The organism is Catenibacterium sp. AM22-6LB, from assembly GCF_003435615.1.
In the GTDB taxonomy this organism is placed as follows: Bacteria; Bacillota_I; Bacilli_A; order Erysipelotrichales; family Coprobacillaceae; genus Catenibacterium; species Catenibacterium mitsuoka_A.
The window spans coordinates 6,786-22,379 of the sequence record NZ_QTUM01000039.1 but is presented as its reverse complement, the minus strand read 5'-3'; the positions used below and the strand labels follow the sequence as shown (position 1 = coordinate 22,379).

Annotated in this window: 14 protein-coding genes and 1 pseudogene; 14 read left to right on the top strand and 1 reads right to left on the bottom strand. The window is 32.5% G+C overall.

The genetic code is table 11. The features are described 5' to 3' along the window. Window positions 1–308 (bottom strand): transposase (locus DW269_RS08780; protein ID WP_147321690.1); only part of this gene is annotated, 308 nt, incomplete at its 3' end. A 162-nt stretch (window positions 309–470) separates the two neighbouring features. On the opposite strand from DW269_RS08780, the gene DW269_RS08775 reads away from it, so the two are divergent. The 14 genes and pseudogenes from DW269_RS08775 to DW269_RS08715 all read left to right on the top strand — a co-directional run. Continuing rightward, window positions 471–926: a GtrA family protein gene (locus tag DW269_RS08775; protein ID WP_117459417.1), complete on the top strand. Its 456-nt coding sequence runs from the start codon at window positions 471–473 to the stop codon at window positions 924–926. A gap of 23 nt (window positions 927–949) precedes the next feature. Further along, entirely contained in the window at window positions 950–1,990 is a 1,041-nt protein-coding gene (locus DW269_RS08770) for an acyltransferase (protein ID WP_117459416.1), read from the top strand. Between the two features lie 135 nt (window positions 1,991–2,125). After that, window positions 2,126–3,571, top strand: a complete 1,446-nt coding sequence (locus DW269_RS08765; RefSeq protein ID WP_117459415.1) for a sugar transferase — start codon at window positions 2,126–2,128, stop codon at window positions 3,569–3,571. 13 nt (window positions 3,572–3,584) lie between these two features. Beyond that, complete coding sequence (locus DW269_RS08760) at window positions 3,585–4,361, top strand: DUF4422 domain-containing protein (protein ID WP_195920343.1); 777 nt, start codon at window positions 3,585–3,587, stop codon at window positions 4,359–4,361. Then, the gene (locus tag DW269_RS08755) at window positions 4,361–5,938 is read left to right on the top strand and encodes a peptide ABC transporter substrate-binding protein (RefSeq protein ID WP_117459413.1); all 1,578 of its coding nucleotides are present in this window, start codon (window positions 4,361–4,363) and stop codon (window positions 5,936–5,938) included. Before DW269_RS08760 ends, DW269_RS08755 begins: the two co-directional genes overlap by 1 nt. 14 nt (window positions 5,939–5,952) lie before the next feature. Further along, window positions 5,953–7,224 (top strand): hypothetical protein, encoded by a 1,272-nt coding sequence (locus tag DW269_RS08750; protein WP_117459412.1) that lies wholly within the window; start codon window positions 5,953–5,955, stop codon window positions 7,222–7,224. Further along, window positions 7,217–8,317 carry a UDP-galactopyranose mutase gene (glf, locus tag DW269_RS08745; RefSeq protein WP_117459411.1) on the top strand — a complete coding sequence of 367 codons (1,101 nt, stop codon included), beginning with the start codon at window positions 7,217–7,219 and terminating at the stop codon, window positions 8,315–8,317. Before DW269_RS08750 ends, glf begins: the two co-directional genes overlap by 8 nt. Window positions 8,318–8,369: 52 nt before the next feature. Then, window positions 8,370–9,485 (top strand): glycosyltransferase, encoded by a 1,116-nt coding sequence (locus DW269_RS08740; protein WP_117459410.1) that lies wholly within the window; start codon window positions 8,370–8,372, stop codon window positions 9,483–9,485. Between the two features lie 16 nt (window positions 9,486–9,501). Further along, the gene (locus DW269_RS08735; RefSeq protein ID WP_147321689.1) at window positions 9,502–10,527 is read left to right on the top strand and encodes a hypothetical protein; all 1,026 of its coding nucleotides are present in this window, start codon (window positions 9,502–9,504) and stop codon (window positions 10,525–10,527) included. A 79-nt stretch (window positions 10,528–10,606) separates the two neighbouring features. Then, on the top strand, window positions 10,607–12,064 hold the full coding sequence (locus tag DW269_RS08730) for a flippase (protein WP_117459408.1): 1,458 nt from the start codon (window positions 10,607–10,609) through the stop codon (window positions 12,062–12,064). A 90-nt stretch (window positions 12,065–12,154) separates the two neighbouring features. Continuing rightward, window positions 12,155–13,162, top strand: a pseudogene (locus DW269_RS12995) (NAD(P)H-dependent glycerol-3-phosphate dehydrogenase); the annotation flags it as partial. A gap of 78 nt (window positions 13,163–13,240) precedes the next feature. Continuing rightward, window positions 13,241–13,633 carry a glycerol-3-phosphate cytidylyltransferase gene (gene tagD, locus DW269_RS12990; RefSeq protein WP_226793721.1) on the top strand — a complete coding sequence of 131 codons (393 nt, stop codon included), beginning with the start codon at window positions 13,241–13,243 and terminating at the stop codon, window positions 13,631–13,633. A gap of 119 nt (window positions 13,634–13,752) precedes the next feature. After that, the gene (locus DW269_RS08720; RefSeq protein ID WP_117459406.1) at window positions 13,753–15,258 is read left to right on the top strand and encodes an LCP family protein; all 1,506 of its coding nucleotides are present in this window, start codon (window positions 13,753–13,755) and stop codon (window positions 15,256–15,258) included. An 81-nt stretch (window positions 15,259–15,339) separates the two neighbouring features. After that, window positions 15,340–15,594 (top strand): NAD(P)-binding protein (locus DW269_RS08715; RefSeq protein WP_117459418.1); only part of this gene is annotated, 255 nt, incomplete at its 3' end.

Here is a 15,594-nt window from a genome sequence, read left to right as displayed (position 1 = left end):
TTTACCCATGCAAGTACTGTACTATCTGAAGGAATATTATATTTTAGCGCAATATCTATCAGTGAACTTTCACCAGCAAGATATTCTTCTACAACCTTCCTTTTAAACTCTTTTGTATATGATTCATTTGCAGGCTTCTCATCAAATGCGGAATCACCATATGCTTTAAAGATTTTAATCCACCTTTCAATTGTGGTTTTACCTGCATTTATTTCTTCTGCTAGACTAATAACTGATTCACTGCCATCTAAGTACCTTCTACATATTTCAATTTTTTGTTGTTTAGAAAACTTGCTTTTTCTTCCCATAAGAAAAACCTCCTCAGCAAACAGTGCTTTTAATTATTTGCACTGTCTACTGGGAGGTCATCATATCAGCGTGAAGGAACTTTTTTTGTGTTATGTAATTTGATTGGGATAAGTATTAAAAATGTTGTATACTTAAGTTGTATGAGCATTTATGGAGGGTTTATGAATAAAGATATATTTGATAGAATTATGGAATGGAAATTTTTACGCATCTTTAATCCATTTTATAAAAAATATAAAGAAGTATTACTCTATTTATTTTTTGGAGGTCTAACAACAGTTATTAGTATTGGGTCCTATGCATTTTTTGATGTGAGTATGCATATGGATCCAATGGTTGCGAATATTTTTTCTTGGATACTTGCAGTATTGTTTGCTTATGTGACAAATCGTATTTGGGTTTTCGAAAATACAGCGAAAGATGTAAAAGGTATTATTCAAGAAATGATTTCGTTTTTTGGAGGACGTGTCGCTACTCTTCTCATGGAAGAAGCTGTATTGTATGTAGGGATAAAGATATTATTTATGAATAGTATTATTGTGAAAGTGTTCGCACAGGTTCTTGTGGTCATTGCGAATTATATCATTAGCAAATTATTTGTCTTCAAGAGTGAGTGATTAGAATACGAGGGAGAAAGAGTATGAAAATGAAAAAGATTGAATATATTGATTTTGCGAATGTTATTGCGGCAATTGCAGTTGTATTTCTACATACAAATGGATGTTTCTGGGAGTTTAATAAATCAAGATATTGGATTACTGCGAACTTAATTGAAAGTGTATTTATTTTTGCAGTTCCTGTATTCTTTATGATTTCAAGTGTGACATTGATGGATTATCAAAAGAGATATGATACAAAGACTTTTTTAAAGAAACGTTTCTCTAAGACAGTGATTCCATTTCTATTCTGGACATTTGTAGGTCTAGTATTTGATATTGTTTTCTTACACACACTTAAACCATCTGATTTAACCTTAAGAGTTCTAGTAGATGGTATTATTAATAATCAGTTTGTGAGTATTTATTGGTTTTTTATGCCTTTATTTGGGATTTATTTATCTATTCCTCTATTTGCTTCTGTTGAAGAAGAAAAGAGAGTAGAACTATTTAAATACTTATTCCTTATTGGTTTTATTTTCAATGGAACTATTCCATTCCTTCTATCAGCCTTCCATATTGATATGGCATGGCCTTTAGGAATTAATGTTGTAAGTGGTTATGTAATCTTTGTAGTAATGGGTTATTTGATTCATAAGATAGATTTTACACTTAATCAAAGATGTATTATTTATATTCTTGGTTTGGCAGGTTTTTTAATGCATTTTGGAGGTACTTATTTTGAATCTTATGCATTAGGTGGTGTAAGTCAGATTTATAAGAATTTAATGCAGGCCCCTATTTTGATGTATTCTGGTGCGGTTTTCTTATTTATCAGACAGATCAGTAGTAAAGTCATGCAGACTAAAATATCTAAATCTGTACAGTTCATTAAGAAATATACATTCCCTATTTATTTAATGCATTATTACATTATTGAAATCTTAAACAGATACCTACATCTTACAAATTATACAAAGTCAATCTTCTATCGTTTAGGTATGCCTTTTTTTGTTATTCCTATCACTATTATTATTACAGCACTCATTCGTAAACTAAGATTAGGGAAGAAAGTATTGCCTTAAATTACATATTTACACAGAAATTACACATAGATAGCGCTTGTAATAAGGTATAATAACAGCAATGAACTGAATTATAGACTATTTTGTGGTATAGTAATTTATGTATGAACTTAAAAATAAGGATGTGAAAAAAAGATGTATAAAAGGAAATTAAGAGGATGGGCGAAGCATTTAGATTTCTTAATTGCGGACCTTATCTGTCTACAGTTAGCTATATTTCTAGCTTACTACATGCGTCATGGAATACTTGATATATATACAAGATCATTGTATGTCAATATTGCGATAGTCATGACCCTATTAGATATGTTAATTATTATATTCTTTAATATTTTAAAGAATATTTTGAAGCGTAATAATATTACAGAAATGATTAAAGTAATAGAGAAATCATTATTATTAATGGTTGTTTCTACTGCTTATATTTTCTATGCGCAAAAAGATGATGTATCACGTTTAACTTTAGGTTTTACATGTGTATTTGATGCAATGTTTACTTATATTGTACATTGTGTGATGAAACCAATTGTAAGACGTAGAAGAAAGAATAATAAAAAGTCTCTTATCGTGATTACAGAGTCTGATTTTATTGATTCTATTACAGAGAATAAGAAAACATTTGGTTTGGATGAATACCAGAGTGTTGGTTTTGCAGTTCTAGATAAGAATATGGAAGGTCAGAAATCAAATGGCTGGTCTATTGTGGCGTCTCAGGATACTGTTATAGATTATGTATTAAGACAGTGGATGGATGAAGCGTTAGTAATTCTTCCTAGGGAAGATGTTTTCTCTACGTCTTTAGTTAAAGATTTAGCTGAAATGGGACTCGCTGTTCATGTAGAAATCAGTGAATATAACTCATTAAAAGGATATCGCAAACAGTTTGAAAGAATGGGTGAAAACCAGGTATTAACTGTCAGCATGAACTCTATTAATGAATATGACTGGATTGCCAAGAGAATACTAGATATTCTTGGTGGTTTAGTTGGCTGTTTGATTACTCTTATTTTGACTATCTTCTTAGGCCCAGCTATCTTTATTGCCTCTCCAGGACCAATCTTCTTTAAACAGAAGAGAGTTGGTAGAAATGGTAAAGTGTTCAATATGTATAAGTTTAGAAGTATGTATATGGACGCTGAAGAGCGAAAGAAAGAACTTATGGCTCAAAATAGAGTTAAAGATGGTATGATGTTCAAACTTGAATATGACCCTCGTATTATTGGCTGTAAAAAGAAAGCCGATGGTACTATTAAGAAGGGTGTTGGTAATTTCATTAGAGACTGGTCTTTAGATGAATTTCCACAGTTCTTCAATGTATTAAAGGGTGATATGAGTTTAGTAGGTACTAGACCCCCTACTCTTGATGAATGGAATAAATATGAACTACGTCATAGAGCACGTCTTGCATTTAAGCCAGGTATTACAGGGTTATGGCAGGTAAGTGGTAGAAGTAATATCACTGACTTTGAAGAAATCGCAAGATTAGATAAAGAATATATCAAGAACTGGAGATTCAGTCATGATATTCAGATCTTATTGAAAACAGTACAGGTTGTTTTCAAAAAAGAAGGATCAATGTAAAGGAGTTATGAATATGCCATCAGTAAAGATTATTATTGCGACACATAAGAAGTATCGTATGCCTGATGATGAGATGTATATTCCTGTACAGGTTGGTGCAGAAGGTAAGGATGATCTTGGATATACACGTGATAATACAGGTGATAATATTTCTAATTTAAATTCACAGTATTGTGAATTAACAGGATTATATTGGGCTTGGAAGAACCTAGATGCAGATTATGTAGGTTTAGCCCATTATCGTAGACATTTTAGAGTAAAGAACAAGACAAAGGATCCTTTTGATTGTGTACTTACTTCTAAGGAAGCAGAAGAACTATTAAAGGATAATGATATCTTAGTGACTAAGAGACGTAATTATTATATTGAAACAATTTATGATCATTATGTTCATACACTTTATCCTGAACCATTAGATGAAACAAGAAAGATTATTGAAGAGAAGTGTCCTGAATATTTACCTGCTTTTGATAAGCATATGAAGGGTAAAACAATGCATGCTTTTAATATGTTTGTGATGAAGAAAGAATATTTTGATGCTTATTGTGAATGGTTATTTGATATTCTATTTGAACTCACTAAAAGATTTGAAGGTACTGAATATAATAGCTTCCATGCACGTTATCCAGGTAGAATTAGTGAAGTACTATTAGATGTCTGGATGAATGAGAACGGTTATGCCTACAAAGAAGTTCCATTTGTATATATGGAAAAGATCAACATGTTTAAAAAGGGAATGGGATTCTTAAAGGCTAAGTTCTTACATAAGAAGTATGGGGAGAGTTTTTAATGAAGTTATTTAAGAAAATAGTAACACTTGTACTTGCAATGAGTTTGATGACAGGCTGTTCTTTGACTAATAATGCAGATTCACAAAAAGTATTTAATTTTGCGGATTCTGGTTATGTGACATCTTTAGATGCATCAAAGGCTATTGATGAAACATCTACAAATGTGATTCAGGCATTTGGTGATGGTTTATATGCCTATAATGTGAAGAGTAAGCTTAAGCCAGCTATTGCGAAGAGTAAAAAAGTGAGTGAGGATGGCAAAACATATACTTTTGAAATCAGAAAGAACGTGAAGTGGTCCAATGGTGATCCTGTGACTGCAGAAGACTTTGTTTATGCATGGAAGAGAGCCTTATCTATGCGTTCTGAAGCATCTAAGCTATTGACATCTTATGGTGCAGCCATTGCAGGTGCTGATGATATTTATAAAGGTTTAAAACCTGCAGATTCTTTAGGTGTTTATGTAAAGAATAAGAAATTGGTTGTACATCTTCAATATAAGACAACACGTTTTATGGATTTAGTGACTCAGCCAGTCTTCTTTCCATTAAATCAGAAGTTTGTAGAAGAACAGGGAGACAAGTATGCGACTTCTCCTAAGACACTATTATCATGTGGGACATATAAGGTATCTTCTATTTTTAAAGATAAGATTACTTTAAAGAAGAATAAGACATGTTACTTTGCGAATAAATCGAATATTGATCAAGTGAATATGTTTTTTGGAATCAGTAATGATGAAAAAATCAAATTATTTGATGAAGGTAAGATTGATTTTGCATCAGTGACAGGTGAAAAAGTTAAGAAGTATGATGCTAAAGATTCAAGCACTGCAGATAGCGATAGTGTTATGTGGGATTTAGTGCCTAATTTTAAGGATCAGTATTTATCAGACTTAAGAGTACGTGAAGCAATGTCTTCATTACTTAGAAGAAATAAATACGATAAAAATGTATTGAATGACGGAACTCAGAAGGCTGAAGGTTTACTTCCTATGGGAATCTGTTTCAACTCACAGAAGCAGTTTATGAGAGATGCTTCTAAATATAAGTTGAAATACAATAAAAAAGAAGCGAAGAAATCTTTATCTAAGCTTCTTAAAGAATATAAGTTAAAGAATTTTACTTTTACTTTGACTTATACAAAAGAATATCCACAATCAAAGATTATTGCGAGTGAAATTAAAAAGAATCTTGAATCAACTAAACAATTCAAGGTGTATTTAAAAGAAGTGAATACAGTGGATTATGAACAGGCAGAATTATCTTTATTACGTATCAAAGGTGTATGTAATGATGCTTATGATTATTTAGCCCCTCTTGCAGTTAATAATCAAGGTATTAATCATTATTCTAGTAATGAATTTAATAACTTCTTTACAGCTGCAGTCAATGCACAAAATCAGGATGAACGTTATTATGCATTCTTAAATGCGGAAAGAGTCGCAATGCGTGACTATGCATTCATTCCTGTGATTCATCAGGGACAGAGATATCTTATTAATATGAGTGTCACTGATCTAATTAGTAATTTCTGTGGTGCACCATATAGCTTTAGATATATGAGCATGCGTTAATGAGGGGGTATTCAATGAACAACAAAATAAAGACATTTATTCAAAAAATAAGAACACCCCAGATGGGGATGGTTGTTTTAGCTATTTACTATTTCACACTAATGTTGGATATGACAACATTGAGCTATAGTTTTGCGAAGGCAGCTACTTTATGTAAGCTGTTGAGATATGTTTGTTATGTGTATTTCTTGTTTGTAATATGCAAAAAAGTCAAGACTTTAGACTTGAAGAGCTATACCAATAAAATTAAGAACTTTGATAAGAAACAGTACTTTATTGCGGGAGTTGTGATTATTGCATTAATTAGTATTGTGATGAATTTACTTCTTACTAAAAATAAAGCATTGGTCTTCTTATTATTTACATTAATCTATGCAAGTTGTTTTGAGTTCGAGGATGTAGTGAATACATTATTTTCTACTCAGTTCATCTCATTAATTCTTATTGCAACTTTAAGTTCATTAGGACTTATGCATGATTATGTCAATAATAGAGCTGATGGCACTATGAGACATTCTTTAGGATTTGGTTATCCTACTTATTTATCTCAATTTGTAATGTTTTTGATTCTCTATTATTCATATAAGAAGAATTTTAAAATCAGTCCTGAAAAGCTAGGTTTATATCAGCTGCTTATTGTATTTGTATATTTCTTAACAGACTCAAGAACAGAATTACTTGTATCTGAATTGATTCTTATTTGTATCTTTATGAATTCTGTGGATATTCTTGGAAAGTTCAAGAAGATTATAGAATTCTTTAAAAAGGCTTTTGCAATATGCTTCCCTCTCTATCCGATTGGAAGCTTTGTATTAGTGATGTTGTATGGATTGATTTTTAATACAATGAATGTGAATAGTATTGTGTTTAAGATTGCACATAAATTAAATCATGTATTCTCTAATAGACTTTATCAGACATTCTATGACTTTAAACGTTATGGATTTAGTTTATTTGGTTCGAATATAGATTTAGTTGGGTATTCACTTACTAAAGGAAATGAAGATGCTATTATTAGAAGTAACTTTATTGATAACGAGTATATGAGAATCTTATTTGAAAATGGATGGATTTTCTTTATCGCATTCTTTATTATTGCATCAATAGTAATTTGGTATTTATATAAGAATAAGAAAGATGGATTACTATTTATTTCATTCATTATTACAACATTCAGTTTGTTGAACCCTAGAATTATTTCTATCACACTATCAATATTCTGTTTTATGATTATACCAGTATTAAATGATTTACTATTTAACCAAGGAGGACATTTAGATGAGTAAATATGATTATCTAGTAGTAGGATCAGGTCTTTATGGCGCAATCTTTGCGCATGAAGCCAATAAGAGAGGAAAGAAGGTTCTTGTCATTGATAAGAGACCTAATATTGCCGGAAACATCTATACAGAAGAAGTAGAAGGCATCAATGTACATAAGTATGGTGCTCATATATTCCATACAAATAATAAGGAAGTATGGCAGTATATTACTCAGTTTGCAGAGTTCAACAGATTCACTAACTCACCAGTTGCGAACTATAAGGGAGAACTTTATTCTCTTCCATTCAACATGTATACATTCAATAAGATGTGGGGTGTTGTAACTCCAGAAGAAGCAGCTGCCAAGATTGAAGAACAGAGAAAAGAGATCAAGGGAGAACCAAAGAACCTTGAAGAACAGGCTATTTCATTAGTTGGTAGAGATATCTATGAAAAGCTAATCAAAGGATATACAGAAAAACAATGGGGACGACCATGTAATGAACTTCCATCATTCATCATCAAGAGATTACCAGTAAGTCTTACTTTTGATAATAACTACTTCAATGCGTTATATCAGGGTATTCCAATGGGTGGATATACAAAGATGGTAGAAAACATGCTTGAAGGTATTGAAGTAAGACTTAATACAGATTATCTAGAAAACAAGGAAGAACTAGATAGCCTTGCAGATAAGGTAGTTTATACAGGACCTATTGATGCTTACTTTAACTATAAGCTAGGTACACTAGAATACAGATCAGTAAGATTTGAAACAGAAGTATTAGATAAGCCAAATTTCCAGGGAAATGCGGCAGTAAACTATACAGATGCCGAAACTCCTTGGACAAGAATTATTGAACATAAGTGGTTTGAATTCGGTACACAGCCAAAGACTGTCATCAGTAGAGAATACAGTTCTGAATGGAAGCTTGGAGACGAACCATACTATCCAGTCAATGATGAAAAGAATGGTGCCTTATATGCAGAATATAAGAAGCTAGGAGAAGCAGAAACTAAAGTGATCTTTGGTGGAAGACTTGGAGAATATAAGTACTATGATATGGATGCAGTTATCGCAGCTGCATTGGATAGAGTTAAAAAGGAATTTAATTAATCATTAAGGCAAAGATTTAAGATCTTTGCCTTAATACAAATGGAGGCTTATTATGAAGAGTGTATTGATTATTGGAATGACACCTAATCCAGGTGGCATAGAAAGCTTTTTAATGACATACTTTAGAAAATTAAAAGACACCTTTAAAATAGATTTCCTTACTACATTTGAGACATGTGCTTACAGTCAGGAGATTCTAGATAATAATTCTAGAATTTATACAATTAAATCAAGTCAGTTTAAACAAGCTAAAGAATTTAAACAGGAATTGACTTACTTCTTTCAACATCATCATTACGATATCATCTGGTTTAATGCCTGTGATTTAGGTAATTTTGGTTTATTGAAATATGCACAGTTATGTTCTCCTGAAAAAGTGATTGTACATGCACACAATAATGATTTCATGATGAAAGGTAAGAAAGCACTCTTCTATAAGTTCATGCACTATAAGAATAAAAAGAAAGTAAAACAGTATGCCACTGATTATTGGGCCTGCTCAGAACTTGCGGGAGAATTCTTCTTTGAAGATGATGTAAGACAAAGTTCTCGTTATCATGTCATTAATAATGCGATAGATACAGATCGTTTTAAATTTGATAGAGAGGTCAGAGCTGCTTATCGTAAAGATCAACATGTAGAAGATAAGATTGTCGTAATGAATACCGCAAGATTCACTTATCAAAAGAACCAGTTATTTCTTATTGATATCTTTGAAGAGTTAAAGAATAGGGATGATCGTTTTGAACTCGTATTAGTAGGTGATGGTGAATTAAGAGGTGAACTTGAACAGAAGATTTCTGACTTAAATCTTACTGATAGTGTACAGCTATTAGGTTTACGTAGCGATATTCCAGAATTACTATCAGCGGCTGATATATTCCTTTTCCCTTCTCGCTTTGAAGGATTTGGTATATCATTATTAGAAGCTCAGGCTTCTGGACTGTTATCCTTTACTTCCAAGACAGTTGTCCCAGAAAGTGTAGGGATTACAGATTTACTTACATATATTTCATTAGATGAATCTCCTGTAGAATGGGCAGATATGATTTATAGTCAATTCACTTCAAGAGACATTGATAGAAATAAATATACGGATATCATCAAAGAACAAGGATTTGATATCGATACAGAAGCAAAGAGATTAAAATCCTACTTAGATGATTAAAGAAAGGAAAACAGTTATGAAAAAATATTATTTACAGGTCACAATTGATTCTAATCTTGATGCCAGCACTAAAGCTGTTCAGGATTGTAATAAGATTCTTCATAAGAATGGCTACGAACCATTTGAAATTAATCTTTATAAATCAGGAAACAAGTATATCAAGAAGGTACATAACTTCTTAGCCTTCAATCATTTAAATAAGATTGATGAAGGTGCTTTACTTGTAGTACCTCATCCTCTTTATGTGAATAAGAAATATATTGATATCTTAGAAAAGGTAAAACAGAAAAAGCATATCAAGCTAGCATTCCTTATTCATGACTTAGATTCATTAAGAAAGCTATTCTTAAATGCTCAGGATGATTTTGAATATATGGATCATAAGATGTATGACATCTCTGACTATATTATTGCGCATAACGATTGTATGATTGATTATTTAGTCACACAGGGAGTAAACAGAGAAAAGATTCATAATCTTCATATCTTTGACTATTTATGTGAATCAAATAATACAATCAAGTTTGATCGTTCAGTAAGTATTGCAGGTAACCTAGATGAAAAGAAGAGTAACTATCTTGCAAAGCTAAAGGATATTAAAGCAGTTCATTTTGATTTATATGGTGTACATTTAAATGAAGATATTCTTGCATCTAATATTACTTATCATGGTGCTTTCCCACCTGATGAAATCAATAACCAGTTATATAGTGGTTTTGGTTTAGTATGGGATGGAAGTTCTATTGAAAAATGTGATGGTAATACAGGAGAGTACTTAAAATATAATAACCCTCATAAATTATCTTTATATTTAGTATCTGGTATTCCAGTAGTAATCTGGAAGGAAGCTGCAGAAGCTAAATTTGTAGAAGAACATGGCTTAGGTATCACAGTCAACTCTTTAGACGAACTTGGAGAAAAATTTGCGAGTCTAAGTGAAGAAGAATACTTCGAAATGGTTAAAAATGTCGCAGTTGTTTCTAATAGACTTAAAAATGGATATTACCTAACTCAGGCAATCAAAGAAATTGAAGAGGCTTAAAGCCTCTTTTTCTTCTTTAACTCTTATTATTTTTGATTTATAATTATTGCGGTTTGTAACAAGGAAAGAGAGGTTTTGTATGAAAAAGCAGAAATCACTTAAGTTGAATTTCATTATGAATGCATTACTTACAATGTCTTCATTCATATTCCCACTTATTACATTCCCATATGTATCGAGAGTATTAGGGCCTACAGGAACAGGTCAGGTTAACTTTGCGACATCATTGATTACTTATTTCTCAATGTTTGCGCAGTTAGGTATTCCGACATATGGTATTAAAGTATGTGCACAGGTAAGAGATGATCATGAAAAACTCACAAGAACAACACAAGAATTATTAATTATAAATCTTGTCATGACTGTAATCTCTTATGTTGCGTTTATTATTGCGTTATTCGCAGTTCCAAAGCTTGCATCTGACAAGATGTTGTATGTGATTACTAGTAGTACTATCCTACTTACTACAATAGGTATGGAATGGCTTTATAAAGCTTTAGAACAGTATACATATATTACTATCCGTTCTATTATCTTCAAGTTTATTGGACTTATCGCAATGTTTATGTTAGTTCGTTCAAAGAACGATTATATTATGTATGCAGGTATTACAGTATTTGCGGCAAGTGCTTCATTTATTCTTAACTTACTAAATGCCCATAAGTATATTGGTTTAAAACCAGTTGGACACTATAACTTTAAGAGACATTTCAAGCCAGTCGCTATCTTCTTTGCGATGAGCTGTGCAACTACAATCTATACTAATCTAGATTCAGTTATGTTAGGTTTCATGGCTACTAATGCAGATGTTGGTTACTATGGTGCAGCTGTTAAGATTAAGAATATTTTAGTATCTATCGTTACTTCACTAGGTACTGTATTACTTCCTAGAGCGGCTTATTATATTGAACACCAGCAAATGGATGAATTTAAGAAACTAAGCAGAAAAGCATTAAATTTCGTATTCATCATTGCATCACCAATGATGGTCTATTTCATTCTCTTCGCAAAACAGGGTATCTTCTTTTTATCAGGTGATGCCTTTGCGCCAGCAGTTGTACCTATGCAGCTTATCATGCCTACCCTACTCCTTATTGGTATTACAAATATCTTGGGTATTCAGATTCTTGTACCATTAGGATATGAAAAAGCTGTACTCGTATCTGAAATAGTTGGTGCAGTGATTGACTTAGTGGTTAATGCATTATTGATTCCAGTATATCAATCAAGTGGTGCTGCAATTGGTACATTACTTGCAGAATTTGCGGTTATGGTCGTACAGTGTATTGCGTTAAAGAATGAAATCAAAACAGCCTTTAGTGATATTAAATACTTAAAGATTATTCTTGCGATTATTCTTGCATCACTTGCATCTTTCTGGGTGACTGCATTAAATCTACATGTATTTATTACACTCGTTATTTCAGCTATCTTGTTCTTTGGTGTATATGGTCTTGTACTCATTATCATGAAAGAAAAACTTGTGGTTGAAATATTGACACAAATCTTTAATAAACTAAAACACAAAAGCGCATAAATCTGCGCTTTTTGACTTATAAAACAATAAAGGGTATACTTTTATTGTAATGACTAATGAATATGAATGATGTAAAATAATTATATTCATATGAAGGAGGAAAACAGAAATATGCCTGATAAACAGAGAATCGGTATTTTAGGAGCAGGTACTTGGGGTATGGCTCTTGCAAGAATGCTGGCTAATTGTGATAAGGAAGTAACAGTATGGTCTGCCCTTCCACAGGAAGTGGAACAGTTAAGCACAACACATACACATCCAAAACTTCCTGGTGTTGATTTTCCTGAATCTATTCGTTATACAACAGATATAGAAGAAGCATGTACTAATCAGAATATTATTATGTTTGCGGTACCTTCTGTATTTGTAAGAAGCACAGCTGAAAAGGCTAAACCTTACATTAAAGACAATCAGATTATTGTAGATGTTGCGAAAGGTATTGAAGCAGATACATTCATGACTTTAACTGAAGTTATTGAAGATGTACTTGATAATGACACACTACATCTTGTTGCATTATCTGGTCCTACTCATGCAGAAGAAGTGGCGAGAGGATTACCTACTGCCATTGTATCAGCATGTAAGAATCTAGATGCAGCTAAATATGTACAGAAGTTCTTTAGTAGTCCATTTATGCGTGTGTATACAAATAACGATGTAAAAGGAATTGAAATCTGTGGTGCATTAAAGAATATTATTGCGTTAGCTGCTGGTATTTCTGGAGGCTTAGGTTATGGTGATAATGCCCGTGCAGCTTTAATCACAAGAGGTCTTGCAGAAATGGAGAGACTTGGTGGTAGAATCGGCTGTACACCACATACATTTAGTGGATTAACTGGTATGGGTGACTTGATTGTGACTTGTACAAGTGAATTCAGTAGAAACAACCAGGCAGGTCATTTGATTGGTGAAGGTAAGACACCAGCAGAGGCAGTTAAGGAAGTAGGAATGGTTGTAGAAGGTATTAATGCATTGCCAGCAGCTGTTCAGCTTGCAGAAACTTATAAAGTGGATATGCCTATTGTAATGACTGTCAATAAAATCGTTAATGAAGGCTTGAATCCAAAAGATGCAGTGAATGCATTATTACAGAGAGATTTAAAATCAGAAACACCTCTTCCATCTATTAATGATGTATTTGAAGAGTCAGTATTAAGAAAGACGAGGAAAAGTGGAATGAAGAGAGTTATTACTTATGGGACTTTTGACTTATTACATTATGGTCATATTAACCTATTAAGAAGAGCTAAAGAATTAGGTGATTACTTAATCGTTGGTTTATCAACAGATGAATTCAACTGGAATGAAAAACAGAAGAAGTGTTACTTTACTTATGAACAGAGAAAACAGTTACTAGAATCAGTTAGATATGTAGATTTAGTTATTCCTGAATGTGCATGGGATCAGAAACGTAAAGATGTTCATGAATATCATGTTGATACATTTGTCATGGGAGATGACTGGAAAGGTCAGTTTGACTTCTTAGAAGAAGAAGGTGCAGAAGTAGTATACTTACCTAGAACTCCTGAAATCAGTACAACTAGAATCAAAAAAGACTTGAATAAATAGTCATATTTTACTCGTTTATGAAGATGATATGTAATTTTTGTGTAATTATCACTTTAAAGGTTTTCATTTTTTCATTTACGAGTATAATGACGAATGAACCCGAATTATAGGAGGTAGTTATGAAGTTTATTACATCACGTGCCTTGGTCCTAGGTATCCAGGCTGTTGTATCTGCGGTGCTTGCATTCTTCGTAGTTAAGATTGGAATCTTACCTACAAAGTATTTAATGGCAGCATTCGCAGTATTAGTAGTATTATGGCTATTGATGTTCTTATTATCAAAGCCATCAAAGAAGAAAAAAGTTGCAAGACCTTTAATTGGTAAAATAGTGTCTCTTTTATTAAGTATCGCAATGGTATTTGGTACTAGTAAGATTATCAAAGGTGATTCATTCCTTTCATCTCTTACTAATGTAGGTACTGAAACAACTACTTATTCTTTAGTAGTATTAAAAAGCAGTGGTTATAAGAATGTTTCTTCATTAAAAGGAAAAACAATCGATTACTACGCAAACGATAAAAAGAAAGCGATGCAGGTAAAAGACAAATTACAGAAGCAGATTAGCTTCCATGGTAATGGTGAAGAAGATAATGCGAAGCTTGCATCAGACTTATATAGTGGTGATTGTGATGCAATCCTATTAAATGAAAGTTATCGTGAAATGATCAAAGAAACTTATAGTAACTTTGAATCAAAGACTAAAGTATTATGGCAGGAAAAGATTGTAGAAGAAGTAGAAAATACTGCTTCTGATGTTAATGTAACTAAGAAGCCATTCGTATGTTATATTAGTGGTGTTGACTCTCGTGGTGGTGTAAATGAAAACAGCCGTTCAGACGTTAACCTATTAGTGACTATTAATCCAAACAATGGTCAGATGTTAATGACAAGTATTCCTAGAGACTATTATGTAAAACTTGCAAACTGTGGTAAGAAAGATAAATTAACTCATTCTGCTTTATATGGTGGAACAGAAAACAGTATAAAGACTATTGAAGATTTCTTAGACATCAACATTGATTTCTATGCAAGAGTTGATTTCCAGTCAGTTATCCAGTTAGTTGATGCGTTAGGTGGTATTGATATTTATTCTGATAAGGCATTTATTCCTTATACAGACCATGGTATTAAGATTCCTAAGGGCAATGTACATATGGATGGACGTATGGCCCTTGCATTCGCAAGAGAACGTTATACATACCAGTCTGGTGACCAGCATAGAACTGAAAACCAGCAGGCAGTATTACAGGCTATTATCAAGAAAGCAGTATCTCCAAAGATCTTAACTAACTATAGTGAAATCTTAGATTCTATCAAAGATACATTTACAACTAATATGCCATCTTCAAGTATCAGAGCTTTAGTTAATAAGCAGTTAGATGACAACATTAAATGGGATTTCCAGAAATCATTCCTTAAGGGTGAAGGTGTGATGCAGACTGGTGGTTACTCAATGCCTAAGACTAGGTTGTGGTATAGTATCCCAGATGAAGACAGTATTGAATTAAATTCTAAATACATCAACGCTATGTGTGATGGTAAGAAGATTGATACTGAAAAGAAAATCTTTGATGTAGAAAAAGCTGAAAAAGAAGCTAAAGAAGCAGAAAAGAAAACAAACTAATTAAGTGACGAGGGTTGTATAGACCCTCGTTTTATTATAGAGATTATGGTATTATTGAAGAGACGAAAGAAGGACATCAATATGAAATATGATTATCTAGTAGTAGGATCAGGTCTTTATGGCGCAATCTTTGCGCATGAAGCCAATAAGAGAGGAAAGAAGGTTCTTGTCATTGATAAGAGACCTAATATTGCCGGAAACATCTATACAGAAGAAGTAGAAGGCATCAATGTACATAAGTATGGTGCCCATATCTTCCATACTAATAATAAGGAAGTATGGCAGTATATTACTCAGTTTGCAGAATTTAACAGATTCACTAACTCACCAGTTGCA

Bases quoted from the DNA above. Each gene is read 5' to 3' on its own strand.
- DW269_RS08775 (WP_117459417.1), top strand. From the start codon at position 471: ATGAATAAAGATATATTTGATAGAATTATGGAATGGAAATTTTTACGC.
- DW269_RS08770 (WP_117459416.1), top strand. From the start codon at position 950: ATGAAAATGAAAAAGATTGAATATATTGATTTTGCGAATGTTATTGCG.
- DW269_RS08765 (WP_117459415.1), top strand. From the start codon at position 2,126: ATGTATAAAAGGAAATTAAGAGGATGGGCGAAGCATTTAGATTTCTTA.
- DW269_RS08760 (WP_195920343.1), top strand. From the start codon at position 3,585: ATGCCATCAGTAAAGATTATTATTGCGACACATAAGAAGTATCGTATG.
- DW269_RS08755 (WP_117459413.1), top strand. From the start codon at position 4,361: ATGAAGTTATTTAAGAAAATAGTAACACTTGTACTTGCAATGAGTTTG.
- DW269_RS08750 (WP_117459412.1), top strand. From the start codon at position 5,953: ATGAACAACAAAATAAAGACATTTATTCAAAAAATAAGAACACCCCAG.
- glf (WP_117459411.1), top strand. From the start codon at position 7,217: ATGAGTAAATATGATTATCTAGTAGTAGGATCAGGTCTTTATGGCGCA.
- DW269_RS08740 (WP_117459410.1), top strand. From the start codon at position 8,370: ATGAAGAGTGTATTGATTATTGGAATGACACCTAATCCAGGTGGCATA.
- DW269_RS08735 (WP_147321689.1), top strand. From the start codon at position 9,502: ATGAAAAAATATTATTTACAGGTCACAATTGATTCTAATCTTGATGCC.
- DW269_RS08730 (WP_117459408.1), top strand. From the start codon at position 10,607: ATGAAAAAGCAGAAATCACTTAAGTTGAATTTCATTATGAATGCATTA.
- tagD (WP_226793721.1), top strand. From the start codon at position 13,241: ATGAAGAGAGTTATTACTTATGGGACTTTTGACTTATTACATTATGGT.
- DW269_RS08720 (WP_117459406.1), top strand. From the start codon at position 13,753: ATGAAGTTTATTACATCACGTGCCTTGGTCCTAGGTATCCAGGCTGTT.